Consider the following 25,428-nt stretch of genomic DNA (forward strand, 5'->3'; position numbering starts at 1 on the left):
GTAGGAGAAATCATGGCCGCTACCGAAAAACGCACCTTCAGCCTGCCAGCAGAGCAGGCTGCTTTCATCGATCATCTCGTGAAAACGGGAACCTACGCGACCAGCAGCGAAGTGATCCGCGCCGGGCTTCGCGCCCTGCAAGAGCGCGACGCTGCCGTAGAGCGCTGGCTACGCGAGGAAGTCGTGCCGACCTATGACAGATGGAAGGCGGATCCTTCCCGAGTGATCCCAGCCGACCAGGGTTTTGACAGTATCCGCGCTCATCACGCTGCCCGTCTCAAGGGGGATGTGTGAAGCGTCGGCATGTTGTTCTGTCGCCGGAAGCGCTAGCGGACTTGCGTTGGATATACGACACCATCGCGTCGGCCGCCGGCAACGCCACGGCAATGCGCTACATCGAGCGGATCGAAGCCCATTGCCGGGGGCTTGACCACGCATCGGAGCGAGGAACACGCCGTGACGATCTGCGGCCGGGGCTTCGGGTCATCGGTTTCGAGCGCCGTGTGACGGTGACCTTTACCGTGGAATCCGACCAAGTGGTGATTTTCCGCGTGTTCTATGGCGGGGCCAATTGGGAGGACGAGCTGTAATCTGCCACGGGAAAGAGTCGTGAATCGGATGGTCGCGTGAACCCCGGCTAGCGATCCACCAGGTGCTGGAAGAACTGCAAAAACAATTCCCGCTCCGTGGTGATGTCGAGCTTCTCGTAGATGCGCCGGCGATGGTTCTTGACGGTGCCGACTGTAATGCCGAGACGCTCGGCGATGTTCGCCGTCGGATGGCCGGCAAGGATCAGCTGGACAAGTTCCCGCTCGCGCAGCGACAGCTCCGGCCACAGGCTGGCTGGGATGGTCGGCTCCTGCCGGGGCGAGGCGCCGGGGCCTGTCGGCGCCGATGTGCGGGAGAATTCGGTTCCGCGCGCCTTGATGTCGAGCGCATGCAACGCCTCGAACACCGGCAGCCGCTCATCCAGCAGCGCGATCTCACTCTCCTTGAACGAAGTGATCGAGCGGTCGAGGAAGATGCCGAGGCACCAGTCGCCGCCATCGGCAAGCATGATGCCGACTTCGTCGCAAATCTCCGACTGCGCCAGGAAGCCGGCAATGTACTGGCCGCGCTTGGCTTCGTCGTCGGCAAGCCGTTTCAGCGGCATGATGCCCAGCCTTCGCTCGCGCCGCCACGAGGCATAGAACGGGTCGAAGACATAGTAGTTGTCGAGATAGCGCCGGACCATCTCGTCAGAGAAGCGCCGGTGCTTGATGAACTCTGGCGTTTGCGTCGCCGAGTAGCGCGTCACCGTTACGAGGTCGTGCTCGATGTCGGCGCCGATCAGATCGATCAAGCAGTCGACATGCCTGTCCGTGCCGATTGCGGCGATCGCGTTGGCGAGCGGCGCCCAGATGGTCCCCATGCGCATGCCCTTTTCTCGGCGATCTCAGCCCAACCGTCATTGTGTCTTTAGGCATATGGCGCGAGGCCGCCCAATGAATCTAGCCTTGCGTCAACCTAGACCAGATCCGAGGCGACCGTGACCCAGCCAAACCTGACCAGTCCAATCATTGGCAATCCAATCGTCATCGGTATCGACGCCGGCGGCACCATGACCGACACGATCCTTGTCGATCAGGACGGCCACTTCAAGATCGGCAAATCGGCGACCACGCCGAAGAACGAAGCCGAGGGTTTCCTGGCCTCGGCCGAGGATGCCGCGGATGCCTGGGGCATCTCGCTGGAATCGCTGTTCTCAGGCGTCAACGTCGTACTCTATTCGGGCACCGGCATGCTCAACACGCTGTTGTCGCGCACTGGCCGCCGGCTCGGCCTGATCACCACCAAGGGCCTCGAGGACATGATCCTGATGGGCCGCGGCCTGCAGGCCTGGGCCGACTATTCCTATGCCGACCGGCTTCATGCGGTCACCCACCATCATCCCGATCCGCTGGTGCCGCGCCGCCGCACCCATGGCGTGACCGAGCGCATCGACCAGTTCGGCGACATCGTGCTGCCGCTCTACGAACACGAGGTCTCCGCCGCCGCGAAAAAACTGATCGCCGACAAGGTCGAGGCGATCTGCATCATGACCATCTTCTCGCACGTCAATCCGGTGCACGAGAAGCGCATCGCCGAGATCTGCCGCGAGGAGGTCGAGAAGGCCGGCGCCGACATCATCGTCTACACCAGCCATGAGGTCCGGCCGGTCATCCGCGAGCAGTCGCGGCTGAACTCGGTGCTGATCGAAGCTTACGCCACCTCGCGTGGCCGCAAGCAGCTTAGGGGTATCGAGGACGTCTCGAAGAAGTGCGGCTTCAAATATGGCGTGCAGACGCTGCTCTCCTTCGGCGGCCTGACCTCGATCAACCATCCGCGCCTGCATGAAACCATGATCTCCGGCCCGATCGGCGGCATCCTGGGTGCTGCGTATGTCGGCAAACTGATCGGCAATGATTCGCTGATCTGCTCGGACATGGGCGGCACCTCCTTCGATATGGGCGTCATCACGCGCGGCCAGACGCGGATCGAGAACGAGCCGCTGATGGACCGTTTCAAGCTCAACGTGCCGACGCTGCATCTCGACACCATTGGCGCCGGCGCCGGCATGATCCTCAAGGTCGATCCGTTGACCAAGAAGGTCAGCCTCGGACCGGAAAGCGCCGGCTCTGATCCTGGCCCAATCTGTTTCGATCGTGGCGGCACCGAACCCACCATCGCCGACTGCGACGCCATTCTCGGTCGCCTGAACCCGCATTATTTCCTGGGCGGCAAGGTCGTGCTGCAGGTCGAAAAGGCGCGCCGCGCCTTCCAGGAGAAATGCTCCGACATATTGGGCGTCGGACTGGAGGAAGCCGCAGAAGGCATGATCGACATGCTGGAGTCCGATGCCAACAACGCGCTGCGCCGTGTCATCTCGGGCCAAGGCATCCACCCCTCCGAATTCACGCTGCTGTCTTATGGCGGTTCCGGTCCGCTGCATCTGGCCGGTTGCTCCAGGGGCATCGGCTTCAAGGACATCATCACCTTCCAGTTCGCTGCTGCTTTCTCCGCCTTCGGCTGCACCACGGCGGACTTCATGCGCCGTCATTCCGTCTCCACGCAGCACGACATCCCCTCGCGCGCTGACGAGACCACACTGGCCGCTTTCGGCGCGAAGGTGACGACAGTGTGGAACGATCTGACCAAGGCCGCGGTCGACGAGATGATCGCCGACGGCCATGCGCGTGAGAAGATCAAGACGGTGCCGTTCCTGATGATGCGCTACACCGGCCAACTCGAGGATGTCGAAGTCATGGCGCCGCTTGCCGAAGTCAGCTCAGCCGACGACATGCGCAAAGTCATCGACGAATTCGAGGCGGTTTATGCCAAAGTCAACCATCGCGTGTCGCGTTATGGCGAGGCCGGCTTCACCATCACCGAACTCGGGCTGATCGCCACCGCCGACAAGGTCAAGCCGGTGCTGCTCAAGCGGCCGCTCGGCGCCTCCAATCCGGCAGCCGCCCACAAGGGTGTGCGCGAGGCCTATATTGGTGGGCGTTGGCACAAGGCCAATCTCTACGAGATGGATTTGCTGCAGCCCGGCCACGAAGTGATCGGCCCGGCCATCATCGAACATCCCGCCACCACGCTCGTCGTTCATCCGCAGGACCGCGTCCATGTCGATGAATGGACGCTGCTGCACTACACCCATGCTTGAGAGGGCGATCGCCATGTTGGACAAACCTGCTTCGGCCCTGCGCCTTCGCGAAAGACTGCTCGATTCCGAGCGGCTGATGGAAGAGACCGGCTGCTATGACGGCATCACGGAACTCACGCTGCGCAACCAGGATCCGCTGAAATTCGAGACCCTGCACACCAAGCTGCGCGCCTATTGCGTCTCGGCACGCGAAATGGCCCGCCGCATCTCGGCCTCGCCCGGCGTGCGCGAGGTCGGCGAAATGGTGGTCGCCATCTATACGCCCGAGGGCGACGCCATCGCGCTCTCCAACGGCATCATGGTGCATGTCCATACGATGAGCCGCTTCATCAAATGGATGATCAAGAACGGCTACGAGGACAACCCGCGCATCCGCGAGGGCGACATCTTCGCCAATAACGACGCCTTCATCGGCACCGTGCAGGTGCCCGACGTGATGGACGTCGTGCCGATCTTCCATGAGGACACACTTGTCGGCTGGGCCGGCGCTGTCTGCCACGAGCTGGAAGCCGGCGGCATCACGCCGGGCGGTGACGTGTGCCTGGCACAGGAGCGCTTCACCGAAGGCCTGTTCGTCTGTGCCGAGAAGATCGGCGAGAACGATGAGATCCGCCGCGACTACGTCATCCGCTGCGAGCGCAATCTGCGCATGCCGATCTATTGGGTGCTCGACGAGAAGGCCAAGGTCGCCTCCTGCATCGATATGCGCGAAAGCGTCAAGCAGCTGATCTCGGAGATCGGCCTCGACTACTGGATGAAGGTGTCGAAGGAGTTCATCGAGGAAGGCCGCCGCGCCCAGCTCGCCCGCACCCGCCAGCTCACCGTGCCCGGCATCTATCGCGGCCACACTTTCTACGGCCACGTCACGGCGGGAAAGCCCGGCTTCCAGCTGCTCGGCGATCCCGACTGGCTCTACAACATCCCCATCGAGATGGAGATCACCACCGACGGCAAGATCACCATGGACTTCGAGGGCACGCAGCCCTGGGGCTACCATTCGATGAACTGCACGCCGGCCGGCATGGATGGCGGCATGTTCGTGACGCTGACCCAGCACATGAATTTCGAAGGGCTGGTCAATGACGGTGCCTGGATGGCGACCGAACTGAAACTGCCGCACGGCACCTGGACCAACCCCGACAACGAGATGGTAGCCACCGCCACCTCATGGGCGCTGCTTCTGCCGGCCTATGGCGTGTTCCAGCGGCTTTTGTCGCGCAGCTTCGTGGCGCGCGGCTATGTCGAGGAAGCCTTTGTCGGCCAGGTCAACAGCCCGATGATCGAGATGGGTGGCGAAAGCCAGTACGGCACGCCGTTCGGCATGGCGCATTTCGAATGCGCCGCCGCCGGTTCCGGCGCGCTCGCCATCAAGGATGGTCTCGACACCGCTTATGTCGGCTGGAACCCGGAATCCGACATGGGCAACATCGAGGTCTGGGAACAGTCGATGCCGATGGTCTATATCGGCCGCTCGATCATGCCCAATTCCGGCGGCGCCGGCAAATATCGCGGCGGCTGTTCCTTCGTCTCAACCTGGCTGATCAACAACACGTCGCATCTGCGGCTCCATACCTCGGAGCACTCTTCCAGGGTGTTCGACAATGGCGGCATGTGCGGCGGTTATCCCGCGCCGACCTGCCAGAAGCATCGCGCGGTGCGCAATTCCAACATTCACGAACTGGCGGCAAAAGGCGAACCGCTAGCGCATGCGCCCGGCATCGACCCGCATGTCTCCGACTACGAGAAGAACATCGGCGGCGACCATGTTGTGGTCGAGGGCCCCTACATCACCTCGCCGCACAAATCCGGCGATATCTTCAGCCATTCCTACAATGGCGGCGGCGGCTATGGCGACGTGCTGGAGCGCGATCCGATCAAGACGGCCTGGGATGTCGAGAACGGTTTTCTCACCCGGCAAGCGGCGGACCAGGTTTTCGGCATCGTGCTGAAGGACGATGAAGACGGCTATCCCGTTGCCGATATCGACGCCACGGTCGAACGTCGCGCTGAGATGCGCAAGCAACGCCTGGCCAAGGCGATACCGGTGGCGGACTGGATCGCCAAGGAGCGTGGCCGCGTCGAAAAGGCCGACTTCGCCCCAGAGGTGAAGAAAATGTACGCCAGCGCAATCAAGCTGTCGTCGCGCTTCACCAGGGAATTCAGCGAGTTCTGGAACGTCGACGCCAGATCGATCTTCATGCCGGGAGCAAAGCCATGACCTCGTACAGCAAGGAAGTCCTGGGCGATCTGGCCGCCGGCAAGCTGCCTTGGCCGCAGACAAGGCGCATCATGAGCGCCTACAAGGACGATGACCGCTTCTTCAAGATGGTCGCCGTCTATCAGGACCGTATCGCCTGGAAGGACCCGATCCTGCTGCCGGTCTCCGACCATCTGTTCATCTGCCAGAGCGGCGATGAGCGCATCACCCGTTGCGAATGCGGCCATTCCTTCGGCGACTATCGCAAGAACTGGAAGCTCAACGCCGCGATTAACGTGCGCAACACCGAGGAGGCTTTGCGCGAGATCTATCCGAACAGCGATCTCCCCGATCCCGAATGGATGGAAATCCGCGAATTCATCTGTCCGCAGTGCGGCACGCTGCATGAGGTGGAAGCGGCGGCACCCGGCTATCCCATAGTCCACGATTTCGAGCCCGACCTCGAAGGCTTCTATCGCGAATGGCTTGGCAAACCGCTTTAGGAACCATGAATCGCTGTCGATCGAGCCTGCGCCGGTGTGATTGCCAAATCCGGTAAGGCCTGATTGCCTGCCCGGAACGAAGCGGAGACCGTGCGCCATGAACACCCTTTCCGGCCGCAGTGCCATCGTCACCGGCGGTTTCTCGGGTATGGGCTTTGCCATTGCGACTGCGCTGGCTGAGGCCGGCGCCAACGTTGCCGTCGGCTCCTACATCGCGCCGGTCGGCTCCGACAGTTCAGATGCCGCCTACTATCCCGGTGCGGACGAGATCGAGCGCGTGCGTGCGGCTCTTGCAGCCCACGGAACCAGGGTCCACGCCGCTCACCTCGACGTGCGCGACAGCGACGTCACCAACCGTTTCGCGACGAACGCCGAAGCGGCCATCGGCCCCGCCGACATTCTGGTCAACGCCGCCGGCACCACGGCCGAGCAGCCGGTCTGCGGGCATTCCGACGCGCTGTGGGACAAGATCGTCGACACCAATCTGACCGGCGCCTTCCGCGTCACGCGTGCCGTGCTGCCGAGCATGATCGAGCGCGGCTGGGGCCGCATCGTCAATATCGGCTCAACCGCCGCCTCGGTCGGCTGGAAGGACAACCCTGCCTACTGCGCGTCCAAGGCCGGACTTCTCGGCCTCACACGCTGCGTGGCGCTGGAAGGGGCGGCGCACGGCGTCACCTGCGTCATGATCAGCCCGACCTGGGTCGAGACCGAACTGATGCGCCGCAATGTGGCGCAGGTCGTCGAGCGCGAGGGCAAGGGGCGCACGCCTGAGGAGGCGATGGCCGAGATCGCCAGGGGCAATCCGCAGCAGCGCATGCTGCAGCCTCAGGAGATCGCCGCTCTGGCGGTCTTCCTGTGCTCTGATCTGGCCAAGGGCATCACTATGGAAAACATACAGATCACCGGCGGAGCCCTGTGGTAGCGTCTCGGACGTGGCTGATCTCTCCGCAGATGCCTCGCTGTAAGACAAGGTGACCGAATTTGCCATTGAGCGCCGGGCGCGATAGGTTATATTGCACTGCACAATGGAGACGCCGTTTATTGCACGCCCATGTTTGCGAAAATTCCGGCCGGATCATGGCTTGCCGGCCCCGGGTCGTGTCGGCGGGACTCTGAGATGAAGATTCCAAAGTCCCTGCTGATCGATCCCGAGAAGAACTCGGTCTATGGCGCCTTTGCCGTAGCCGTCTCGATCTGGGCGTTTTCCTATTCGGTCATTTTCGGCCAGGTGCTGATCCTGGCCTACTATGCGGTCTGGCTTCCGCTCATCCTGGTCGATTACCGGCGGTTCCTGCGGCGGCTGTCCAGCGCCTGGCTGCCGCTGCTGTTTGCGGCCTATGTCTGCTTCTCGGTTTTCTGGTCGCAGGCGCCCGGCGTCACCGCGAGGACTTCGATCCAGTATTTTTCCCATATCGCCTGCGCCTACGTGGCTGCGCGCACCGTCAGCGTGCGCACATTGACCATAGGCGCGCTGGTCGGGATATTCGTCGTCCTCATCTATTCGCTGAAGGTCGGAAACTATTCCGAGGATGTTCTCGACGGCACCGTCAACTTCGTCGGAGCCTTCGCCTCCAAGAACCAGATCGGCTTTGTCGGCTCTCTCGGCATCTATTTCTGCTTTGTCTTCCTTGCCTTTTACCGGCGCGGCCGGCTGAGTCTCATCCTGGCGGTGCCCGTCGTGCTGCTGTCGGCCTATGTGCTGGTCGTCTCGCATTCCGCCACTTCGATGGCCTCGATACCGGCGGTTCTGGCGCTGGTGGCGCTTCTTGCCATGAGCAAACTTCTGTCACGGCGCTATCGCCGGGTGATCTTCCTGATCGGTGCCGGCCTGCTGGTCGTAACTGCCTTCGTCGCCTTGAATCTCGGGCTGATGGACTTCGTCCTCGCCCTCTTCGGCAAGGATTCTACGCTCACCGGGCGGACCTATCTGTGGGCGCAAGGCTGGAATGCCGTGCAGAAATCGCCGATTCTCGGCGTCGGTTATGCCGCCTATTGGGTGCAGGGCTTCGCCGAAGCCGAGCGGCTGTGGAACGAGTTCTACATCACCAACCGCACCGGCTTCCACTTCCACAACACCTATATCGAGGCCCTCGTCGAACTCGGCTTCGTTGGGGCGACGCTGGTATCGCTGATCATGCTGCGCACGCTCTACGGCCACGTTTCGGCGGTCATCTTCAGGACCTGGCAAGCGGATTCGGTGATCCTCGTCGGCGTGATGGTGCTGCTGCTGATCCGCTCCTTCGTCGAGGTTGAGATCCTCAATCCCTACATCATGGGCTCTTTCCTGATGTATTTCAGCTTCTTCAAGCTGGCGCGGCTGCCCGTTACTCGTACGCGGTGGTCGCAGGCCCTGGAGCCGGCGGAGGCGGCCAGGGGCGCGGCTGACTGGCCCCGGCATGCCGGCCGTCCGGCGGCGGCCGGTCCGTCATGAGTGATCAACTCGCGGGCTGAAGTCAAAGTTCGCAAAACCGTAGCGACGCCGCGCTTGTCGCGATCTGGGCCGAACTCCGATATGCTTGCCGCAAAGCATAGGAGGTTTCATGCCATATGCTATTGAGACATGCCCGGACGACGTTGATCGGTAACAAACGCTTCTCCACAGCTTGGCCGAAGAGGGCAGTCGGATCGCCAACGCAATCTGGCAGCCCGCGCGCGATATTCTGCCAGAGAACGGCCCATTCACGCAGCCGTCTGGCTACATCATCATTTTGGGGTACCCACACTAAATGCCGGCCAGAAGCGCCCCGCTGACGTGATCGGCATGCCGTCCGCGTCACGCGCATTGCTACAGGCGACGAAACCATCGGCCGACGCTGATTTCAGATTTAAAACAGAGACACCACCCCAACCCATCCGTGCCGGATGGTTTGAAACACTAGGGTGGTGCCGGGTTCGCGAGGCTACTGGCTGGCCAGCGGCGCCAGCTTGACCTTGATCACATCGCCAGGCAGCACCAGTGTGTCTTCCTTGGCGGCTATTTCGCTGGTCTTGCCGTCGACATTGCGCACCAGTGAATAGAGCAGAGTGGGCTGCTGATCATTTGTCATGGCGGCCGTCGTCGCGGGATCGGTGGCCTGGGCTATCAGGCCTTTCTGCATATTCGCCTTCAGCGCGGCCTCGTTCAGGTCGGCCTCGGTCTGCTGCCGATCGGTGGCGAGACTTGAACTCAAGGTGTTCTGGGCATCGATGGCGTCCTGCTTCGCCTTGCTGATCGCCTGCTTGGCGGTAAGGATGGCCGTCTCGTAGTCCAGGATCTTGCCCTGCAGGTCGGCGACCGACTGCCGCGAATCCAGCAGCCGGGCGTTGGCGATCAGGCCTTTCTGCGCCAGCGTGCCGATGCTGGCGAGTTGCTGCTGTGACAGGTCGACCTGCTGCTGCTGGTTGACGATCTTCTTCTGCAGCGATTCGATCTCGGATTCCAAAACCCCTTTCAGATCGTCGAGCGCTTCAAGCTTCAGCTTCAGCGCCGTTTGGTCCGCCGTCAGGATCGTCATCTCGTCGGCGACGATGGCTGGCAGTCTCGGATCGCCCTCGACCTCCTTAGGCACGTCGAAACTCGCCTTGCCGGCCATGTCCGCGTCGATGCGGGCGCGCCGGACGACCAGCCGAATGCGCCGGTCGTCAGAGACATCGAAGTTGCCCTTGGCGGTGACCAGGTCCTTGCCGAGTTGAGGGCCGTAGTCGGCGGTTCTCCTGATGCCACCGGCGACGCTGATGGCCTTCAACACCGTCAGGTCGGGTACATAAGGAAATTGGCCTGGGTTCTGGACTTCGCCCGAAATGTAGAATGGCCGGAACTGTGCCATCTCGACCGAGGCTTCCGGTCTGTCCGACAAAGCGAGCTTTTTCTGCAAAGCCTCGCCGATCGCCGTTGCGATTTCAGACGTGGTCTTGCCGGATGCCGGCAGCTCGCCGGCGAAGGGCACCGACAGCGTGCCGGATGGACCGACCGTGTACTCGCCGTTCACCGCCGACCAGTCACGAAATGTGCCTTCCACGGTCTGCCATTCGGCAACGCGGATGGTCAGCTTGTCCTGCGATCCGAGGCGGTAGTCGCCGGCAGCCGCGACGTGGGGGATGACGAGCGACACGGCAAGGCATGTAGCCAGCAAACGAGCCCGCCGCAGACGGCCGGAAACCGGGCCGCTGCGAAAGGCTTCGATCATATCTGTTTTCAACTGAACGTTCCGATCCGCTTTAGCCCCATCGCCCGATGAACTTGCGTCGAATGGCGGCGCCAATGTCTGGCATTGGCCGCCGGCTTGATCAGTAAGAGCCGCGCGACATCCACACGGCCGGGACAGTCTTGATGATGATGCGAACGTCTTCGAACAGCGACCAGTTCTCGACATAGTGGCGGTCGAAAGCGACGCGACTGTCATAGGATACATCGTTGCGGCCGCTGACCTGCCACAGGCCGGTCAGGCCGGGGCGGGATTTCAGGTAGTAGACGGCGGATGTGCCATAAATCTCCAGTTCGTCGCGCACCACCGGACGAGGGCCGACAAGGCTCATATCGCCCTGCAGGATGTTGATGATCTGCGGCAGCTCATCGAGGCTGAGTTTCCTCAGCACCGCTCCCACGCGGGTGACGCGCGGATCGTTCTTCAGCTTGCGGGTCGCCATCCATTCCGCATTGGCGTCCGGGTTGGTGGCGAGATAGGCTGCCAGCACCTTGTCGCCGTCCGGAACCATGGTGCGGAACTTCAGGCAAGGAAAAATCCGCCCGCCGCGCCCGATTCGCCTGTGGCCGTAGAAAATCGAGCCGCCGTCGGAAAACTTGACGAGCAGCGCTATCATGACAAACAGCGGGCTGAGGGCGATCAAGCCAATCAGTGAACCGGTGATATCGAAGCTGCGTTTCAGCAGGCCGCCGATCGGCGGCGGAAAATCGATGTCAGCCTGCGAAAAGCTCGCGGTGGCCGACTTGGCAGCGTCCCTCATGCCGTAAACTCCATGCGTTGAACGAATGGTTCACCACACGATACCAAAAAAATGTTGCAGCGCAACACACAATTTCCCACCCCTTTGAAATAGTCACGTCATGAATTGACTAAATAATAAGCTAGACATGCACAAATTTCGGGATATTTAGCACATTTGTGACAACAAACGGGCTCGGTCGAAAAAATAAGGACCTTTTTAGGGCGATTTTTAGGCAGCCCTACCTATCTGCCAGGGCGCGGCGAACTTTAGTGCTTTAGCATGCCATGATACTTGGAACAAACCGTATAAAATACTACTAATATTGCCTATTTTACTGAAAGCTGCGGATGGCCGGAGATCGGCTTGAATCCGGTCGCGTGCATTGCACCATGGCAGAGTCGATTGCAAAAGCTCGATCAAAAATATCCGCAGTTGCCCTTGCCGCCTACTGCTCGCCTTAATAGAATTGCAAATTATACCTGTCAGAGTAGCGACAGGTATCAAAGGCCGGAAGCAACCGGTCGAGAGTGGGCGACCTTAACAAGCCCACATGACAAGGGACGGCGCTCGGGTGGGGCAATCGTTAAATGTACCCGAGCCGGTTTATGGGCTGTTGGGTATGGCACTTCCAAAATTCATCCTCGGGATGATTTTCGCTTTGGCGATCGTCGTTTGCTGGTCGTGGCTGGGCGGCGCGTCGATAGGCACAATACTGGTGCGCGTGATCATATGCGCCGTGGTCATTCAGGCGGGCTATTTCGTGCTCATCTATGCCATGATCGCCAGGAGCGCGCCGACGCGGGCTGACATGGCTCGTGACGCTGAGCGAAAACTGAATGCGCCCGAGGTCGCCGAAGGCGAGAAGCTGGGCAGCGCCAGGCGCAGCCTGCACTAACCAGCGCCCGACCGGCGTCAGGCGACGTTGGCGGGTTGGGGTTCCGACTGTTCCCCCGACAGCATCCTCGACAACCGGCTACCGGTTTTTTCTTTCAGCCGCTGATATTGGCCGACCTCGACGACACGGCCGTTTTCCATCGCAACCACCCAGTCGGCGAAGGCGATCATCGACGGCCGGTGCGCAATGGTCAGGATCGTCATCGTACCGCGCAATCCATCTATCGACCTGGCAATCAGCGACTGGTTCTGCCAGTCGAGGGCGCTGGTGGCCTCGTCCAGGATGAGCAGCGACGGCTTGCGCAGCAGCGCGCGCGCAAGCGCGATGCGCTGGCGTTCGCCGCCCGAGAGCCGCGCGCCGCGGTCGCCGACCACCGTATCGAGCCCGAGGTCGAGCCGTTCGACGAACTCGCCGGCGTGCGCCGAGCGCAGCGCGGTCCATAGCTCGTCATCGCTGGCCTGCGGCGCGGCAAGGCGCAGGTTCGCCGCGATCGTGTCATGCAGCAGGAACACGTCCTGCGGCACATAGGCCACCTGGTCGCGCCAACGCCGGCGATTGCCCGCATCGATCTCGACACCGTCGACCAGCATCTTGCCGGCGCTCGGCTCAAGCAGGCCAAGCAGCATGTCGGCGATCGTGCTCTTGCCAGATCCGGAGGGGCCGATCAGCGCGGTGACCTTGCCTGCAGGCAGGCCGAAGGTGATGCCGGTGACCACCGTCCTGACGGGGTCGTCGCCATAGAAGAACGAAACGTCCCCTACGTTGAGCCCGGTGGTGAGCGACAGCTTGTCGCCTTCCCCGGCTCCCGCTTCGTCTGGCTCGCGTTCGGCGTCGAACCGTGCCTGCAGGCTGCGCATCGACGTGTAGGCGGGCAGATTGATCAGTACCTGCTGAGCCTGCGTCTGCATGTCCATGAAGCGCGGCGCTATGCGCATGAAGACCAAGAGCAAGACGACGATCTCGGCCAGCGACAGGTTGAAGCGGACCAGCGCCACATAGATGAACAGGCTCAGGCCCACGACGCTCGCCACCTGGAACACCGCGGTGCCGATGGTGCTGTTGCGCACATAGTCGACATTGTCGGTCTTCATCTTTTCCAGTGTCGACTGAAGTTGCGCGAAATAGCTGGCTTCGACGTTCAGGCTCTTGGCCACCTTGATGCCGCCGAGAAATTCCGAGACCGTCCGGTACTGATCCTGACGGTTGGCGGTCAGCACCCGGCCAAAGGCAGTGGCCCGCGTCCGGAAGGGCTGCAGCGCCACGAACATCAGGATGCCGATGACGATGGCAAACAGTGTCATGACCGGTGAGATGAACATGGAAATCAGCAGATAGCCGGCCAGAAGCACGGCGATCTGCACCAGCATCAACAGTGAGAAGGCAGCACCCTGGACGCGGTCGATGTCGCCGGTCAGGGCATGATCGAGGTCGGAACTCCGCATGCGCGTAAAAACGCCCCAGCGCGCCTTGCCGATGCTCTCGAACAGGTTCATGCGCACGCGGTTGATGAAGTCGAACAGCAGTTTGGCCATGTAGACCGACTTGAAGCGGTTGAACGCCGCCTGCACGGCAACAAGCCCGACGAGTGCACAGAGCACCGTGGTCAGTTGCAACGTGCCGTCCGGCACCAGCCAGCGCACGAAATCATTGTTCGGCAGCTTGACCGCGAAATCCTGGTCGGCGCGTCCGACCAGATGCAGCAGCGGGATGAGCAGCAGGATGGAGATACCCTCGGTCAGGCTGCCCAGGATAAGGAAGATCAGTGCCGTCCAGGCGCGCCGGCCACCGATCTGGGCAATGGCGGCGCCGAATGCGGCAATGTCTCGAAACAGCGACAGGCGAAGGATCGGGGACTTCGACATGATTGCGCTCACGACCGCCGACTGCCAGCCGCCAGATCCCTTTCGATCAGGTCCACGGCTTCGCCGATCCTGTCCAGGCCCGTCGGAACTTCCAGCCGGCACACGCCGACATGGTTAGCGATCCATGAACATTGCCGAAGATGCGCCGCCGCGAAATCGTCGGGTAGGGCCGCGCGGCCGAAACGCGTCACATAGGAGAATTTGATGATGGCCGGCAGGGCGGCGATGGCGGGCAAGGGCGTGATATCGGCCCCTTCGCCGCGCTCGAGAATATAGATCCTGGTCGCCGGCACCTTGTCGCCGGAAAAGCCGCCGTTCAGGCGATGCTGCATCTTGTCGATCGCCGGATGCACTTGCGGCCGCACGTCCGCTTCCCCGAGCGAGATCGCCGCCGCCGCGTCGGCCGCCAGCTTGATCTGCGGAAATCCCGGAACGATCATCGGCTCACCCGGATCGGCGAGGTCCAGCGCCACCACGTCATCGGTAAGCAGTTGATGTCCGGCCCGGATCATCGCGCTTGCCGTCGTCGACTTGCCGGCACCCTTGTCGCCCATGAAGATGGCACTCGTGCCGGCGATGGCAATGGCGCTGGCATGCAGGACGAGCAGACCCCGCCGGTGCAGCAGCAGCGCCATGACCGGACCCAAGAGCGGAAACGCGATCAGCGTGTCGTCGACGCCCGGCGCCGGTTCGATGTCGATGCGGCGGCCATCGCTGATCAGGAACGCGCCGACGGCATGCCAGGCCAGATATTGCCGGTCCGGCTCGAAGCGGAAGTCGGTCGCGGCCGAGGGCTTTGGCAGGCCGATCGCGCCGACGGCGATCACGACATCCGCCGCGCCCGGCGCCGCCGGCTCCAGTTCGGGCAACGTCACCTCGGACGCGATGGTCAGGCCATAGGCCCGGTAGAAGCGGCGTTCCCGCACGACCCGGCCATGCGGACGGGGATCGTCGCTGTGTGCGGCGAGCGGCTCGTTGCGGGGCATCATGCTGGGCTCCCGCTGTGCTGGAGCTGCCGTAGCCAGAGCGACAGCGAGGCCGAGCGCCAGACATACTGGACATCCAGGGGTGCTGCCTGATCGGGCTGGCGCAGCAGCCGCGCATAGGCAGCACTCACCTGAGGCAGATTGACGTAGGGCGCGATGCGGCTCGCATCCGAGACCAGCAGCTGTTCGAGGAGGTCGCGATGGTTGCGCAGCATGCCGTTGACGAGATTTGCGGTGAAATCGATCTTGTCGCGCCGCCACTGCACCGCCGCAGGCAGAACGTCTTGCATGGCGCGGCGCAGCACATAGCGGCCAAAGCCGTGGCCCAGCTTCTCCTCACCCGGTAGCGCCAGGCAGAACTCGACCAGCGGCTTGTCCCAGAAGGGGTAGCGTGGCTCGACGCCGAAATTGGCCGCGGCCTTGTCGAGAACCTCGAAAGCATGCGGGACATATCCGTTTGACAGGATCCAGCGATGGCTCAAGGCGTCGCTGGCCTGGACGCCGGGCGGCATGTAGCCGGCCCGATGGAACCGGTCGACCAGCTCGGTGCGCCTGGCCAGGTCCGGATTGATCAGGTCGCGCCAGCTTCGGCCGCGCGGCGCTTGCGTCGGCTTGCGGACCTTGTTCAGGGCACGGTTGGCCAGATGTCTCAGCCTGGCGATGCGCCAGGCCGGCCCGTAGAGGGTCAGGAACTGGAAATACAGGCCAAGCGTGCTGTCGCCATAGGTGTTGGAGGCGCTGCGCACCTCGCGCCACAGATCCATCCATCTGCCGGCATTGGCAAGCTCGTGCAGATGGCCGTGGCCTTGGGAAACGACCTCGTCGCCGCCATGGCCGTCCAGCAGCACCTTGATGCCCTTGGCGCCGGCCGTCCGGTAGATGCCGCGGGTGAGCGTCAGGCCCGGTGCCAGGAACGTTCCGTGCTGTTCTTCCAGCACACGTTCGAATTCGGCGAATGGCGCATAGTTGCCCACCGGTATCAGCGTCGGGTCAAACTGCTGCTGGTCGAGGACGGCATCGATGAAGGGCCGCTCATCCATCGACGAGCCCTTCTCGAAAATCAGCGAGAAGGTGGGCAGCTTCGGTCTGCGTGCGGCGGCATTCTGCAGGCCGGCGACACAGGCGATCGACGAGGAATCGAGGCCGCCGCTCAGCATCGCGCCGACCGACGAGGTCCCCCGCATGCGGTTGCGCACCGATTGCGAGAACAGGTGGGCGAATTCCTCCGATGCATCCGACCGCAAGGGCCGCGCCGACGGCTCGATCTGCCAGTAGCGGCGCAGCATCACCTGTTGCGCGGTGACGGTGAGGCTGTGGCGGGCCGGCAGGCTGAATACATCGCTGTAGGGAGTGGACTGCGGGTCATCGGGAAGCCCGGCCAGAAAACCGGAGATCTGGTGCTCGCTGGCGCGCGCCCCGACCCCCTCGACGCCTAGGATCGGCCCGATCTCGGACGCAAAGACAAACCGTCGGTCCGCCGCGTGGTAGTAGAACGGCTTGACGCCGAAATGATCGCGCGCGCAAAACAGCGATTGCCGCTCGCCGTCCCAGATGGCGAAGGCGAAGTCGCCTTGCAGATGCTCCGTGCAGGCTTCGCCCCAGCGCAGATAGGCCCGCATCAGCACGATCGCGTCTGCGACCGACGGGTCGCGGATGCCGAGCCTGGCCAGCAGTTCCTCGCGGTTGTCCAGCCGGCAATCGGCGGTGATGGCGAGCCTGCCGCCAGCGATCGTCAGCGGACCGGGCCCGGCTTCATCCGTGGTGTTGAGCCAGGCGTGGCCAAGCGCGATGTTGGCGTCCAGCCACCACGAACTGCCGTCAGGGCCGCGATGTCGCATGCGGGTCAGCATCTGCTGGATGTCGGCCGTCGCAACCGCCGGTGGGTGTCCCAGTGGATGTCCTTGTCGCAGCAGAATTCCGGCGACGCCGCTCATCGGCTGCCGTGATCGACGAGATGCGCGAAACCGTCGATCGATCCGCCAAGCACGATATGGTTGTCGCTGACCAGCCAGGCATGTGCTTTCAGTTGCTCGCCCGTGCCGCGTTCGATGCCTATGCGTATCCTCGATTCATTGCCCTGGCGGGCGAGAATGTATTGACCCGAAAGCGCCTGGGTCAGGCACGTGGCACAAGGGACGAAACGGGCCGCGGCGGCAACGCCCCAGGCGACACGCCGCAGTTCGCCCATCGAGGCGCATCGATGCGCGTCGAACCGCGTCACCAGGCTGCGAATGCGGTGGTAGGAGAGCAGCGTCAATCCCAGCCGAACCGCCGCGACCACCAGCAGGCAGCGGCCAAGGAAGATCATTTCCGCGCCGCTCAGGGAGAAAACCCTGAACAGACTGCGCCGGCTTCCCCGCCGCTTCGTCTGCCTGGGGCTTGTTTCCATCGCGGATTCCCGCCGCAAAACCATGGCCTTGTGCGGAACCGGCTTAGACAAGTGCCTCATGATGCAGCCTCGCAAGCCCGTTGTCCGCCAGGCCCTTCAGCAATGCGTCGACATCTGCCTGACAGCGCTCCTGGTCGACAGTGTAGCGCGCGAGCACGGCGCCGCGGATGTCGGCGATCGACCTGGGTTCCTGGATCAGCTCCCAGATAAAGGCACCGACGCCGTTCAGGCTGTAGTAGATGTTGGATTTGAGATTCAGCAGCGCCAGGCCATTGCCGAACTCGCAAGCCACGGCATCCTTGGTCGCACTCACCAAATCGTGGTCGGCCAAATCGTGGCCGGACAGCTTCCAGTTCATCCCAAAACCTCGCTTACGATGCGCACGGGCAGTTCCAGGCAATGAAAATGGAGTCGGAGGCTTTGCCCCCGACTCTCTTATTTTTTTGGATCCAGAGTCCCAACGTCGTCACTCCGGAAAACTGCGATAGGTTCAGGAGAACGTCAGGTCGCCGATCGGCGTGTGCGCGGGAAACGATGCGTCGATCGCCGTGTTGCCGCCGCCGCCCTGGGTGATGGTTTCAATCGAACCATGCACCGTCAGACTTGGCGTTTCGTATTCATGCTTTTCAACATTCTGTTCCATTTTACTCTCCGATAAGGACTGGAAGCGGCCTGTCGAGTGCCGTCAGCACGTACATGCTGCAGTGCAATAGCTGCATGGCAGCATGTATGAGTCAAGCCTGATTTACCAAGCGTTAATCAATTACGGGTTGCGGGCGTCACCATATGTGTGAGCCATGCCTAAAACCTGACTTCTTTCGATCTGATTCCTTGGGCACAACGGTCATGGCGACGTCGATTCCTTAAGAATTTGATTTTGCTTGCATAATGTTCTATTAGGCGACTCTTTTTTAGGCGTTACTAATGCGGAGAGTCTTATTTGGCAAACCTTGCTTAGGATGGATTGAAGACGCGTTGGTGGGGGATGTTTCAACTGCGTTTTTCACTACCTCTCAGCCGATGTCGATAAACGCGATGGTTGTAGAATTGAGCCCTGCAGAAGGAAAGGCTTTACGGCATCGAGGTTTTTGGTGATGCTTGCTTCGCAGTTGCAGCATAAGCATCGCGCAAACCGCTTTCTTTGGGAGACTGTGCGCTAAGTGGCCTTGCCGGATGGTTCATACGAACGGTTGCGCACCGCCGACTGTGCCGGCGAGGTGGCCTATGTGCAGGCTTGCCTGCGGTTGTATTTCGCCGGGCCGCGCGCCACCGCGGGCGACGTGTCGATGCCTGGCCTTGGCGGTGCCAACGTTGCCGACATTACCAGGCTGAACAAGGTCGCGACCTTTGTCCTCAAGGTTCTGTCGCGCGCACCCGCACAGGAAAGGCCGCCGGAGCTTTTCCAGTGGCTCGAAACCTACCGCAGGAGAACAGTTTCGATGAACGCGTCCTGCATCATGGATTCGATGGCGATCCATGACGTGCTGCGTGCCAGCCTCATCGATTTCGTCTTTCTGAAGGGTCCGTTCCAGCAGCAGTTGCTCTATGACGACCACTTCATGAAGCCCTCGGGCGATGTCGACATCCTGGTTTCGCCGGCCGAGTTTTTCAGGGCGCGTGATGCGCTTCGCACAATCGGCTACGAGGTATCGGGCAAGTCGCGCTCCGTCTGGTGGGTCCGCTTCCTCGGTGAACAGCATATGACCCGCGGCGACGGGCCGAGGCCGTCCACGGTCGATCTTCACTACCGCCTCCAGCAGCCCGGCTCACCGAGCCCGCGTGACGCGGACGGGTTTCTCCGGCGCAAACGGCAGGTCGAAATCGCCGGCGGGGTAGTGCCGTTCACCTCGATCGCAGACACTTTGCTTTTGTCCTGCATCAGTGTCGCCAAGGCGCTTTTCAACCGGGAACCCTGTGCGGGCTACGTCTGCGATATCAGAGCCAGCGCCAGCCGCCTCGACGAGATGGATCAGCAGCGTGTGCTTGATGCCGCAGCCGCGCAGGGCCTGGATGACACGCTGCTGCTTGGCCTGCGCACCGCCGATGTGCTACTTGGCGGCGCCGGCACGCTGCTGTCGCAGCGCGCGACCCGGATCCTGTCGCGCATCGGCAACGAGGATCTGCTCAGCATGGTCATAGCGCCGTGGCTGCCGTCGCTGCGCTGGCCGCAGCGGCGAACGGTGCTGTGGGAACTGTGCGGCCGCGCGCCGGTCCGCTATCTGGCCGAAGCCGGCTGGGCGGCGTCCGCCGACATCAGCCGCCGCATCTTTGAACGGCCAGGCAATCGCTGAATGAAGACAGATTGGGCGCTGATGGCAATTCTATCGGGCGTCGAACGAGTATGGGGCGAGGGCAAATCGATATCACCGGTACGAGAGGCAAGACCATGTCGATGACGAAATCCGAGGTCTGTGTGATCATCGCGGCAAAAAACGCGGCAGCGACAATCGCTGTCGCCATCGCGTCCGCGTTGCGCGAACCGGAAGTGGCGGAGGTCGTCGTCGTCGATGACGCTTCCACCGACGACACAGCTGATGTCGCGCGATCCGCCGATGACGGCAGCCGGCGGCTCACGGTGATGCGCCTCGACGTCAATCGCGGCCCCTCCTTTGCCCGCAATGCTGCGATCGCCCGCTCGAAATCGCCGTTCATCAGCATTCTCGATGCCGACGATTTCTTCCTCGAAGGCCGGTTTAGCAGCCTGTTTGCCGGCGCCGATTGGGATTTCGCGGCCGACAACATCATGCTGATCAGGGATGATGCGACAGGCGATGCGACGAAAATCGTCGCGCCTAAATTTGCCGCCGATCCGGAATTCCTCGATTTCGAGCGCTTCGTCGAAGGCAACATCTCCAGGCGGAGCGTGCAGAGGGGCGAACTGGGCTTTTTGAAGCCGCTCATCAGCCGTGCCTTCCTCGACCGCCATGGGTTGCGCTACGACGAGAGCCTGCGGCTGGGCGAGGACTACGAGCTCTACGCCCGCGCAGTCGCCCGCGGGGCGCGGTTCAAGGTCATTCGCTCCTGCGGCTACGGCGCCATCGTCCGCGCCGATTCGCTGAGCGGCCGCCACAAGACTCAGGACCTGAAGCGTCTGGCCGATGCGGATCTGGCGCTGCTGGCGATCGACAGCCTGCCGGAAGGCTCGAAAGCGGTGCTGCGGCGGCACGAGCGGCACGTGCGCGACAAGTATCGGCTGCGCAATTTCCTCGACGTCAAGGCCGAGCGGGGCCTGGCATCGGCCGCGGCTTACGCTTTAGCCAGCCAATCCAACCTCGTTCCCATCGTCCATGGCGTGGCTTCCGACAAGCTCGAGGCGCTGTTTCGCCGTGTCGGTCTCATGTCCAGGCAAAAGCATGTGCCGCCGCTGCGTTTTCTGATGGCCGGAACCAGCGCGGGCAAGGAACGTTGAGAGCGGTGCCGGGCGCCTGCGGTTTGTCCGCAGGGGCACATTCATCACGCAAACCATTTCGGCCGGATTTATGAGTTTACGAATTGATGGTTGCCTCGCGGCTCCGACGATGGCAGTCTATGTTGCGGTGCAGCATATTGGACGACCAGCCGAACTGGCCCCCGATCGGATTGGTCTGATGTCTCTCCTTCAAAGGAGCAGGACAACGCAACACGAGTTTTTTGAGCCCGGCTGCGGGGATCGGCCAGAAGCCCGGCCCACAAGGCGGCGATGACAGGAATCGGAGTTCATGGCCTCGATATTCGGTTTCAGATCAAGGGAACCGGCCCGCGACCGGCAGGCCGATGTTTCGCGTCTCGATCGTCTGGCAAAGCTGTTCGAGCAGATCGCGGCCGAGATCGAGGCCGAGAGGGTCGGGCTTGAGAATCGCTACCGGACGACTTCGACCAACGCCGCCTTCCTGGTCGAAGCGATGGAAAACGGCTCGGCCTCGGACCGTCGGTCATCCGAAGTCAGCGCACTGACGACGTCGATCCTGAATTGCGAACGCCGCATCGCGGCGCTGTCGCGCCAGGCCGGCATGATGAAAGAGCTCCGTCATTCGGTGGATATGGTCTTCGACGAGAATGCCGATTCGGCCGCCACGGCCGAATTCTCCAGGCCGGCAGGCGCCGGCAGAGGTTGAAAATGAAGGCACGGAACTGTTGCAACAGATTTGATGCGAGGCAGGAAAAGCAATTCGAGAGGGTCACGGAGGAGGTCAAGGTTGGCCCGTTCAGGAGCGGTTCGAACGTCGACTTTGGGTTGGGGACGCACAGCGCAAAGGTGAGTTTGGTATGAATTCGAATCCGAGGACTACGTCCACGACTGCAATCGACACATCGCCGTTCACGCACCGGACCGGGCAAGCCGGCCGGCGGCGACTGGTTCCGCTCGGTGCGTTGCTGCTAGCCGCCCTTGGCAGTTTCTTGGCAACCCCCTCCTATGCCCAGGACATTCCGACATCGCCGTCCTTTGTCGATGATTTCAAAAGCTTCGATCGTGCGCGCTGGTATGTTTCCGACGGCTGGAACAATGGCAGCCATCAGAATTGCACCTGGTCGAAGGGACAGGTCAGCCTGTCGGACGGCGTGCTGTCGCTCGGCTTCGAGAAGCAGAAGCTGAAAGACCGTGAGTTTGTCTGCGGCGAGATCCAGACCAAGCAGCGCTTCGGCTATGGCACCTACGAGGCGCGGCTGAAGACCGACACCGGCTCCGGCCTCAACGCGGCGTTCTTCACGTATATCGGCCCCACCGACAAGCAGCCCTGGGACGAGATCGACTTCGAGATACTGACCAAGGACACCTCCAAGGTGCAAGTCAACGCCTACATCGCAGGCAAGGGCAAGAACGAGAAACTGGTCGACGTGTCGGGGGGCACCGAGAAGGCCTTCAACGACTATGCCTTCGTCTGGGAGAAGGACAGCTTGCGCTGGTATCTGAACGGTCAGCTGGTCAACACGATCACCGATCCGGCGAAATTGCCGACCCATGCGCAGAAGATCTTCTTCAGCTTTTGGGGAAGCGATACGATGAAGGGTTGGATGGGAGCCTTCGCCGATCCGGGCCGCAAGCTCTCGCTGCAGGTCGAGCGCGTTGCTTTTACGGCGCTCGGCGAACCCTGTCAGTTTCCGGAATCGCTGGCATGTAGCGTAAAGTAGTCGGGAAAGTCGATTGGAACTGGCCGGGCCGAAAGCGGTCCGCTGCCTTGCATGGGAATGAAACCGAATGAATTTGACGGTGTTTGGAATTGGCTATGTCGGCCTCGTGCAGGCGGCGGTGCTTGCCGAAGTCGGGCACAATGTGGTGTGCGTCGACATCGACGCCGATAAGGTCGAGCGACTCAACCAGGGCCTGGTTCCCATCTTCGAACCCGGATTGGAAGACCTTGTCAGGGAGAACCATGCCGCCGGCCGCATCAAGTTCACCACCGATGCCGCCGCTGCCGTCAGGCATGGCGAGATCCAGATGATCGCCGTCGGCACGCCGCCCGGCGAGGACGGCTCGGCCGACCTCAAATATGTGCTGGCCGTCGCCGAGACCATCGGCCGCGAGATGGACCAACCCAAGATCGTCGTCGGCAAGTCGACGGTGCCGGTCGGCACCTGCGAAAAGGTGAAGGCCAGGATCGCCGAAACATTGAAGAAAAGAGGTCACGAGGACCTGGCCTTCGACGTCGCTTCCAATCCGGAATTCCTCAAGGAAGGGTCCGCGGTCGCGGACTGCATGAAGCCGGACCGCATCATTGTCGGCACCGACAGCGAGGACACCGAGGCGGTGATGCGCGAGCTCTACGCGCCGTTCAACCGCAACCACGAGAAGATGATTGTGATGGATGTGCGCAGCGCCGAATTCACCAAATACGCAGCCAATTGCATGCTGGCGACCAAGATCAGCTTCATGAACGAGATGGCCAATCTGGCCGAGCAGCTCGGCGCCGACATCGAGGAGGTCCGCAAGGGCATCGGCAGTGATCCGCGCATCGGCTACCATTTCATCTATCCGGGTCTTGGTTATGGCGGCTCGTGCTTCCCGAAGGACGTGCGTGCGCTGATCAAGACCGCCGAGGGCGTCAAGTTCGACGCCAAGTTGCTGCGCGCGGTCGAGGAGCGCAACAACGCACAGAAATCGGTTCTCTTCGACAAGGTCGACCGTTATTTCAAGGGCAATCTCAAAGGCAAGACCTTTGCGCTGTGGGGTCTGGCCTTCAAGCCCAACACCGACGACATGCGCGAGGCGCCGGCGCGTGTGCTGATGGAAGCGCTTTGGCAGGCCGGCGCCAATGTGCAGGCCTATGATCCCGAGGCGATGCAGGAATGCCAGGCCATCTACGGGCTGCGCGACGACCTGCTCCTGTGCGGCACCAAGGAGGCGGCCCTGCGCGGCGCCGATGCGCTGCTGATCGCCACCGAATGGAAGAGCTTTCGCGCGCCCGCCTTCGACGCAATGAAGGACGCGCTGACCACGCCGATCATCTTCGATGGCCGCAATCTTTATGACCCCAAGGTCATCGCCCGCCATGGCATCGAATATCACTCGATCGGCAGAATGGCGGCGTGACGGCAAGGCGGGATAACAGGGCGGCGCAACAAGGAGCCAGGTCCATGAAAGTTCTTTTTGCAGGTGGCAACGGCTATACGCCGCAATTCAGCGGCGGCGTTCAATCGAGCACCCACCATCTGGTCGAACAGCTGCGCGAGAACGGTCACGAGGCTTCCGTTCTGGCAGCACTGTTCGGCGATGGCATCTTCGGCTTCAAGGCGCGCGCCAAGATGAAGCTGCTTCGTCAGCGCGCGGTCATCGACAATTTTCCGGGCTATCCGGTGGTGCGGGCTTGGTTTCCCTGGGAAGCGGCCGGCTTCGCGGTCGAGAGGTTGAGTCCGGATGTCGCGGTCGTGCAATGCCACAAGTCGGTGCCGATCGGCAGAGAGCTGCAGGCGCTCGGCGTGCCGCTGGTTGTCTATCTGAGAAATGTCGAATTCCACGAACTGGCCGGTGACTTGCGCGAACTTCATTCGGCGGTCTACATCGCCAACTCCGATTTCACCGCACGCACTTACAAGGAAAAGTTCGGCATCGACTCAACTGTGATCCCGCCGACCATCAATCCGGCGTTCTACAGCACGCAGACGACCGGTGAATTTGTCACGATGATCAATCCTTATGAGGAAAAAGGCTTCGATCTTGCGGTCCGCATCGCCGCGGCGTGCTCCGAAATCCCGTTCCTGTTCGTCGAAAGCTGGAAGCTTGACGACGATCATCGGGCCCGGATCGAGGAAACGATCGCGCCGTTAAAAAATGTCACACTGGAGAGCCGCACCAACGACATGAAGACTGTCTATGGTCGCACCAGGATTCTGCTTGCCCCCAGCAAGTGGGAAGAGGCCTGGGGCCGGGTGGCGTCGGAAGCGCATTGCAGCGGTATTCCAGTCGTTGGATCGCGGCGCGGTGGCTTGCCGGAAGCGATTGGCAATGGCGGCGTCGTGCTCGACTACGACGCGCCGCTCGCCGATTGGGTCGCGGCGGTCAGGCGGCTGTGGAGCGACAAGGCCGAGTACAAGCGGCTATCGGCGGCGGCATTTCAGTTTTCGGAGCGGTCGCAAATGAACCCGGACCGTCAATTTGCAACGTTCCTCGACGTTCTCGGCAACGCCAGGCGTGGCAGCCTGGAGCGTGCCGCCTAAAAGGCGTCGCTTCGAGACGGATTCCATTGACGCGCTTACGCTGTGTTTGTGGATGTCGCGACCCTTGGGCGGCATGCCTCAGTTGGCTGCACGTGCCGGAAATCTGGCTCCGCCGCACCAAAAATGTTGCAGTGCAACAAGACCTGTACTAACGTCCCCGCGGGTGGGCCAACAGCGGTAGAATTCCATGCTGCATGTCTTGTGCCTTGGGCACAATGTTTTCGGCCCGGCCGTCGCTGGACGCGCACCGGCTCCCGGCGCGGTCGACCTGCAGCCACCTTGCGAGGTTTCCGTGCCCCCTGTCCGCTCCCAAGGCGGGCGGTTCGCAACGGGCTGCTTGATCGGTA

23 protein-coding genes are annotated in these 25,428 nt (G+C 61.9%); 14 read left to right on the forward strand and 9 right to left on the reverse strand.

Going from position 1 to position 25,428, the window contains the following annotated elements; genetic code table 11:
* Positions 1 to 12 precede the first annotated feature (12 nt).
* Positions 13 to 294, forward strand: a complete 282-nt coding sequence (locus tag ASD12_RS20085; RefSeq protein ID WP_056589867.1) for a type II toxin-antitoxin system ParD family antitoxin — start codon at positions 13 to 15, stop codon at positions 292 to 294.
* A gap of 41 nt (positions 295 to 335) precedes the next feature.
* Positions 336 to 590 (forward strand): type II toxin-antitoxin system RelE/ParE family toxin, encoded by a 255-nt coding sequence (locus tag ASD12_RS20090; RefSeq protein WP_320410750.1) that lies wholly within the window; start codon positions 336 to 338, stop codon positions 588 to 590.
* 47 nt (positions 591 to 637) lie between these two features.
* On the opposite strand, the gene ASD12_RS20095 is transcribed toward ASD12_RS20090, so the two are convergent.
* Positions 638 to 1,417, reverse strand: coding sequence for a helix-turn-helix transcriptional regulator (locus ASD12_RS20095; RefSeq protein WP_056589874.1), 780 nt, complete (start codon positions 1,415 to 1,417; stop codon positions 638 to 640).
* Between the two features lie 141 nt (positions 1,418 to 1,558).
* Between ASD12_RS20095 and ASD12_RS20100 the strand changes: the two genes are divergently transcribed.
* The 5 genes from ASD12_RS20100 to ASD12_RS20120 all read left to right on the forward strand — a co-directional run bounded on the left by ASD12_RS20100 (position 1,559) and on the right by ASD12_RS20120 (position 8,822).
* The gene (locus tag ASD12_RS20100) at positions 1,559 to 3,688 is read left to right on the forward strand and encodes a hydantoinase/oxoprolinase family protein (protein ID WP_156398624.1); all 2,130 of its coding nucleotides are present in this window, start codon (positions 1,559 to 1,561) and stop codon (positions 3,686 to 3,688) included.
* A gap of 13 nt (positions 3,689 to 3,701) precedes the next feature.
* Positions 3,702 to 5,906: a hydantoinase B/oxoprolinase family protein gene (locus tag ASD12_RS20105; protein ID WP_056589877.1), complete on the forward strand. Its 2,205-nt coding sequence runs from the start codon at positions 3,702 to 3,704 to the stop codon at positions 5,904 to 5,906.
* Positions 5,903 to 6,388, forward strand: a complete 486-nt coding sequence (locus tag ASD12_RS20110; RefSeq protein WP_056589880.1) for an acetone carboxylase subunit gamma — start codon at positions 5,903 to 5,905, stop codon at positions 6,386 to 6,388. Before ASD12_RS20105 ends, ASD12_RS20110 begins: the two co-directional genes overlap by 4 nt.
* Before the next feature lie 97 nt (positions 6,389 to 6,485).
* Positions 6,486 to 7,313 carry an SDR family NAD(P)-dependent oxidoreductase gene (locus tag ASD12_RS20115; RefSeq protein ID WP_056589883.1) on the forward strand — a complete coding sequence of 276 codons (828 nt, stop codon included), beginning with the start codon at positions 6,486 to 6,488 and terminating at the stop codon, positions 7,311 to 7,313.
* A 195-nt stretch (positions 7,314 to 7,508) separates the two neighbouring features.
* A complete protein-coding gene (locus tag ASD12_RS20120) occupies positions 7,509 to 8,822 on the forward strand; it encodes an O-antigen ligase (RefSeq protein ID WP_056589887.1) in 1,314 nt (437 codons plus the stop codon).
* Between the two features lie 469 nt (positions 8,823 to 9,291).
* Here the strand turns inward: ASD12_RS20120 and ASD12_RS20125 are convergent, their stop codons facing one another.
* Together ASD12_RS20125 and ASD12_RS20130 are read right to left on the reverse strand one after the other, a co-directional pair.
* Complete coding sequence (locus ASD12_RS20125; RefSeq protein WP_056589890.1) at positions 9,292 to 10,557, reverse strand: polysaccharide biosynthesis/export family protein; 1,266 nt, start codon at positions 10,555 to 10,557, stop codon at positions 9,292 to 9,294.
* 100 nt (positions 10,558 to 10,657) lie between these two features.
* On the reverse strand, positions 10,658 to 11,335 hold the full coding sequence (locus ASD12_RS20130; protein WP_056589893.1) for a sugar transferase: 678 nt from the start codon (positions 11,333 to 11,335) through the stop codon (positions 10,658 to 10,660).
* Positions 11,336 to 11,867: 532 nt separating this feature from the next.
* On the opposite strand from ASD12_RS20130, the gene ASD12_RS20135 reads away from it, so the two are divergent.
* The gene (locus ASD12_RS20135) at positions 11,868 to 12,212 is read left to right on the forward strand and encodes an exopolysaccharide production repressor exox (protein WP_244482906.1); all 345 of its coding nucleotides are present in this window, start codon (positions 11,868 to 11,870) and stop codon (positions 12,210 to 12,212) included.
* A 17-nt stretch (positions 12,213 to 12,229) separates the two neighbouring features.
* On the opposite strand, the gene ASD12_RS20140 is transcribed toward ASD12_RS20135, so the two are convergent.
* The 6 genes from ASD12_RS20140 to ASD12_RS33300 form a co-directional block, all read right to left on the reverse strand.
* On the reverse strand, positions 12,230 to 14,074 hold the full coding sequence (locus ASD12_RS20140) for an ABC transporter ATP-binding protein (RefSeq protein ID WP_056589899.1): 1,845 nt from the start codon (positions 14,072 to 14,074) through the stop codon (positions 12,230 to 12,232).
* An 8-nt stretch (positions 14,075 to 14,082) separates the two neighbouring features.
* Positions 14,083 to 15,063: a serine kinase gene (locus ASD12_RS20145; RefSeq protein WP_056589901.1), complete on the reverse strand. Its 981-nt coding sequence runs from the start codon at positions 15,061 to 15,063 to the stop codon at positions 14,083 to 14,085.
* Positions 15,060 to 16,994 (reverse strand): lasso peptide isopeptide bond-forming cyclase, encoded by a 1,935-nt coding sequence (locus ASD12_RS20150; RefSeq protein WP_056589904.1) that lies wholly within the window; start codon positions 16,992 to 16,994, stop codon positions 15,060 to 15,062. The genes ASD12_RS20145 and ASD12_RS20150 overlap by 4 nt, the downstream gene beginning before the upstream one ends.
* Positions 16,991 to 17,449, reverse strand: coding sequence for a lasso peptide biosynthesis B2 protein (locus ASD12_RS20155; protein ID WP_244482907.1), 459 nt, complete (start codon positions 17,447 to 17,449; stop codon positions 16,991 to 16,993). The genes ASD12_RS20150 and ASD12_RS20155 overlap by 4 nt, the downstream gene beginning before the upstream one ends.
* A gap of 43 nt (positions 17,450 to 17,492) precedes the next feature.
* Positions 17,493 to 17,807: a PqqD family protein gene (locus ASD12_RS20160; RefSeq protein ID WP_056589910.1), complete on the reverse strand. Its 315-nt coding sequence runs from the start codon at positions 17,805 to 17,807 to the stop codon at positions 17,493 to 17,495.
* Between the two features lie 132 nt (positions 17,808 to 17,939).
* The gene (locus ASD12_RS33300) at positions 17,940 to 18,092 is read right to left on the reverse strand and encodes a lasso peptide (protein ID WP_013891488.1); all 153 of its coding nucleotides are present in this window, start codon (positions 18,090 to 18,092) and stop codon (positions 17,940 to 17,942) included.
* 517 nt (positions 18,093 to 18,609) lie between these two features.
* Here ASD12_RS33300 and ASD12_RS20165 point away from each other — a divergent pair.
* From ASD12_RS20165 to ASD12_RS20190, 6 genes are all read left to right on the forward strand, one after another.
* Complete coding sequence (locus ASD12_RS20165) at positions 18,610 to 19,740, forward strand: nucleotidyltransferase family protein (protein ID WP_056589913.1); 1,131 nt, start codon at positions 18,610 to 18,612, stop codon at positions 19,738 to 19,740.
* Positions 19,741 to 19,835: 95 nt separating this feature from the next.
* Positions 19,836 to 20,858, forward strand: a complete 1,023-nt coding sequence (locus tag ASD12_RS20170) for a glycosyltransferase (protein WP_082525550.1) — start codon at positions 19,836 to 19,838, stop codon at positions 20,856 to 20,858.
* Positions 20,859 to 21,147: 289 nt separating this feature from the next.
* Entirely contained in the window at positions 21,148 to 21,543 is a 396-nt protein-coding gene (locus tag ASD12_RS20175) for a hypothetical protein (RefSeq protein ID WP_056589916.1), read from the forward strand.
* A 151-nt stretch (positions 21,544 to 21,694) separates the two neighbouring features.
* The gene (locus ASD12_RS20180; protein WP_056589919.1) at positions 21,695 to 22,558 is read left to right on the forward strand and encodes a family 16 glycosylhydrolase; all 864 of its coding nucleotides are present in this window, start codon (positions 21,695 to 21,697) and stop codon (positions 22,556 to 22,558) included.
* Positions 22,559 to 22,625: 67 nt separating this feature from the next.
* Positions 22,626 to 23,957: a UDP-glucose/GDP-mannose dehydrogenase family protein gene (locus ASD12_RS20185; RefSeq protein WP_056589922.1), complete on the forward strand. Its 1,332-nt coding sequence runs from the start codon at positions 22,626 to 22,628 to the stop codon at positions 23,955 to 23,957.
* Between the two features lie 44 nt (positions 23,958 to 24,001).
* Positions 24,002 to 25,081 carry a glycosyltransferase gene (locus ASD12_RS20190; protein WP_056589925.1) on the forward strand — a complete coding sequence of 360 codons (1,080 nt, stop codon included), beginning with the start codon at positions 24,002 to 24,004 and terminating at the stop codon, positions 25,079 to 25,081.
* The last annotated feature ends 347 nt before the right edge of the window (positions 25,082 to 25,428 follow it).

It is taken from the genome of Mesorhizobium sp. Root102, from assembly GCF_001425625.1.
In the GTDB taxonomy this organism is placed as follows: Bacteria; Pseudomonadota; Alphaproteobacteria; order Rhizobiales; family Rhizobiaceae; genus Mesorhizobium.

Bases quoted from the DNA above. Each gene is read 5' to 3' on its own strand.
- ASD12_RS20085 (WP_056589867.1), top strand. From the start codon at position 13: ATGGCCGCTACCGAAAAACGCACCTTCAGCCTGCCAGCAGAGCAGGCT.
- ASD12_RS20095 (WP_056589874.1), bottom strand. From the start codon at position 1,417: ATGCGCATGGGGACCATCTGGGCGCCGCTCGCCAACGCGATCGCCGCA.
- ASD12_RS20105 (WP_056589877.1), top strand. From the start codon at position 3,702: ATGTTGGACAAACCTGCTTCGGCCCTGCGCCTTCGCGAAAGACTGCTC.
- ASD12_RS20110 (WP_056589880.1), top strand. From the start codon at position 5,903: ATGACCTCGTACAGCAAGGAAGTCCTGGGCGATCTGGCCGCCGGCAAG.
- ASD12_RS20115 (WP_056589883.1), top strand. From the start codon at position 6,486: ATGAACACCCTTTCCGGCCGCAGTGCCATCGTCACCGGCGGTTTCTCG.
- ASD12_RS20120 (WP_056589887.1), top strand. From the start codon at position 7,509: ATGAAGATTCCAAAGTCCCTGCTGATCGATCCCGAGAAGAACTCGGTC.
- ASD12_RS20125 (WP_056589890.1), bottom strand. From the start codon at position 10,557: ATGATCGAAGCCTTTCGCAGCGGCCCGGTTTCCGGCCGTCTGCGGCGG.
- ASD12_RS20130 (WP_056589893.1), bottom strand. From the start codon at position 11,335: ATGAGGGACGCTGCCAAGTCGGCCACCGCGAGCTTTTCGCAGGCTGAC.
- ASD12_RS20135 (WP_244482906.1), top strand. From the start codon at position 11,868: ATGACAAGGGACGGCGCTCGGGTGGGGCAATCGTTAAATGTACCCGAG.
- ASD12_RS20140 (WP_056589899.1), bottom strand. From the start codon at position 14,074: ATGTCGAAGTCCCCGATCCTTCGCCTGTCGCTGTTTCGAGACATTGCC.
- ASD12_RS20145 (WP_056589901.1), bottom strand. From the start codon at position 15,063: ATGATGCCCCGCAACGAGCCGCTCGCCGCACACAGCGACGATCCCCGT.
- ASD12_RS20150 (WP_056589904.1), bottom strand. From the start codon at position 16,994: ATGAGCGGCGTCGCCGGAATTCTGCTGCGACAAGGACATCCACTGGGA.
- ASD12_RS20155 (WP_244482907.1), bottom strand. From the start codon at position 17,449: ATGGAAACAAGCCCCAGGCAGACGAAGCGGCGGGGAAGCCGGCGCAGT.
- ASD12_RS20160 (WP_056589910.1), bottom strand. From the start codon at position 17,807: ATGAACTGGAAGCTGTCCGGCCACGATTTGGCCGACCACGATTTGGTG.
- ASD12_RS33300 (WP_013891488.1), bottom strand. From the start codon at position 18,092: ATGGAACAGAATGTTGAAAAGCATGAATACGAAACGCCAAGTCTGACG.
- ASD12_RS20170 (WP_082525550.1), top strand. From the start codon at position 19,836: ATGTCGATGACGAAATCCGAGGTCTGTGTGATCATCGCGGCAAAAAAC.
- ASD12_RS20175 (WP_056589916.1), top strand. From the start codon at position 21,148: ATGGCCTCGATATTCGGTTTCAGATCAAGGGAACCGGCCCGCGACCGG.
- ASD12_RS20180 (WP_056589919.1), top strand. From the start codon at position 21,695: ATGAATTCGAATCCGAGGACTACGTCCACGACTGCAATCGACACATCG.
- ASD12_RS20185 (WP_056589922.1), top strand. From the start codon at position 22,626: ATGAATTTGACGGTGTTTGGAATTGGCTATGTCGGCCTCGTGCAGGCG.
- ASD12_RS20190 (WP_056589925.1), top strand. From the start codon at position 24,002: ATGAAAGTTCTTTTTGCAGGTGGCAACGGCTATACGCCGCAATTCAGC.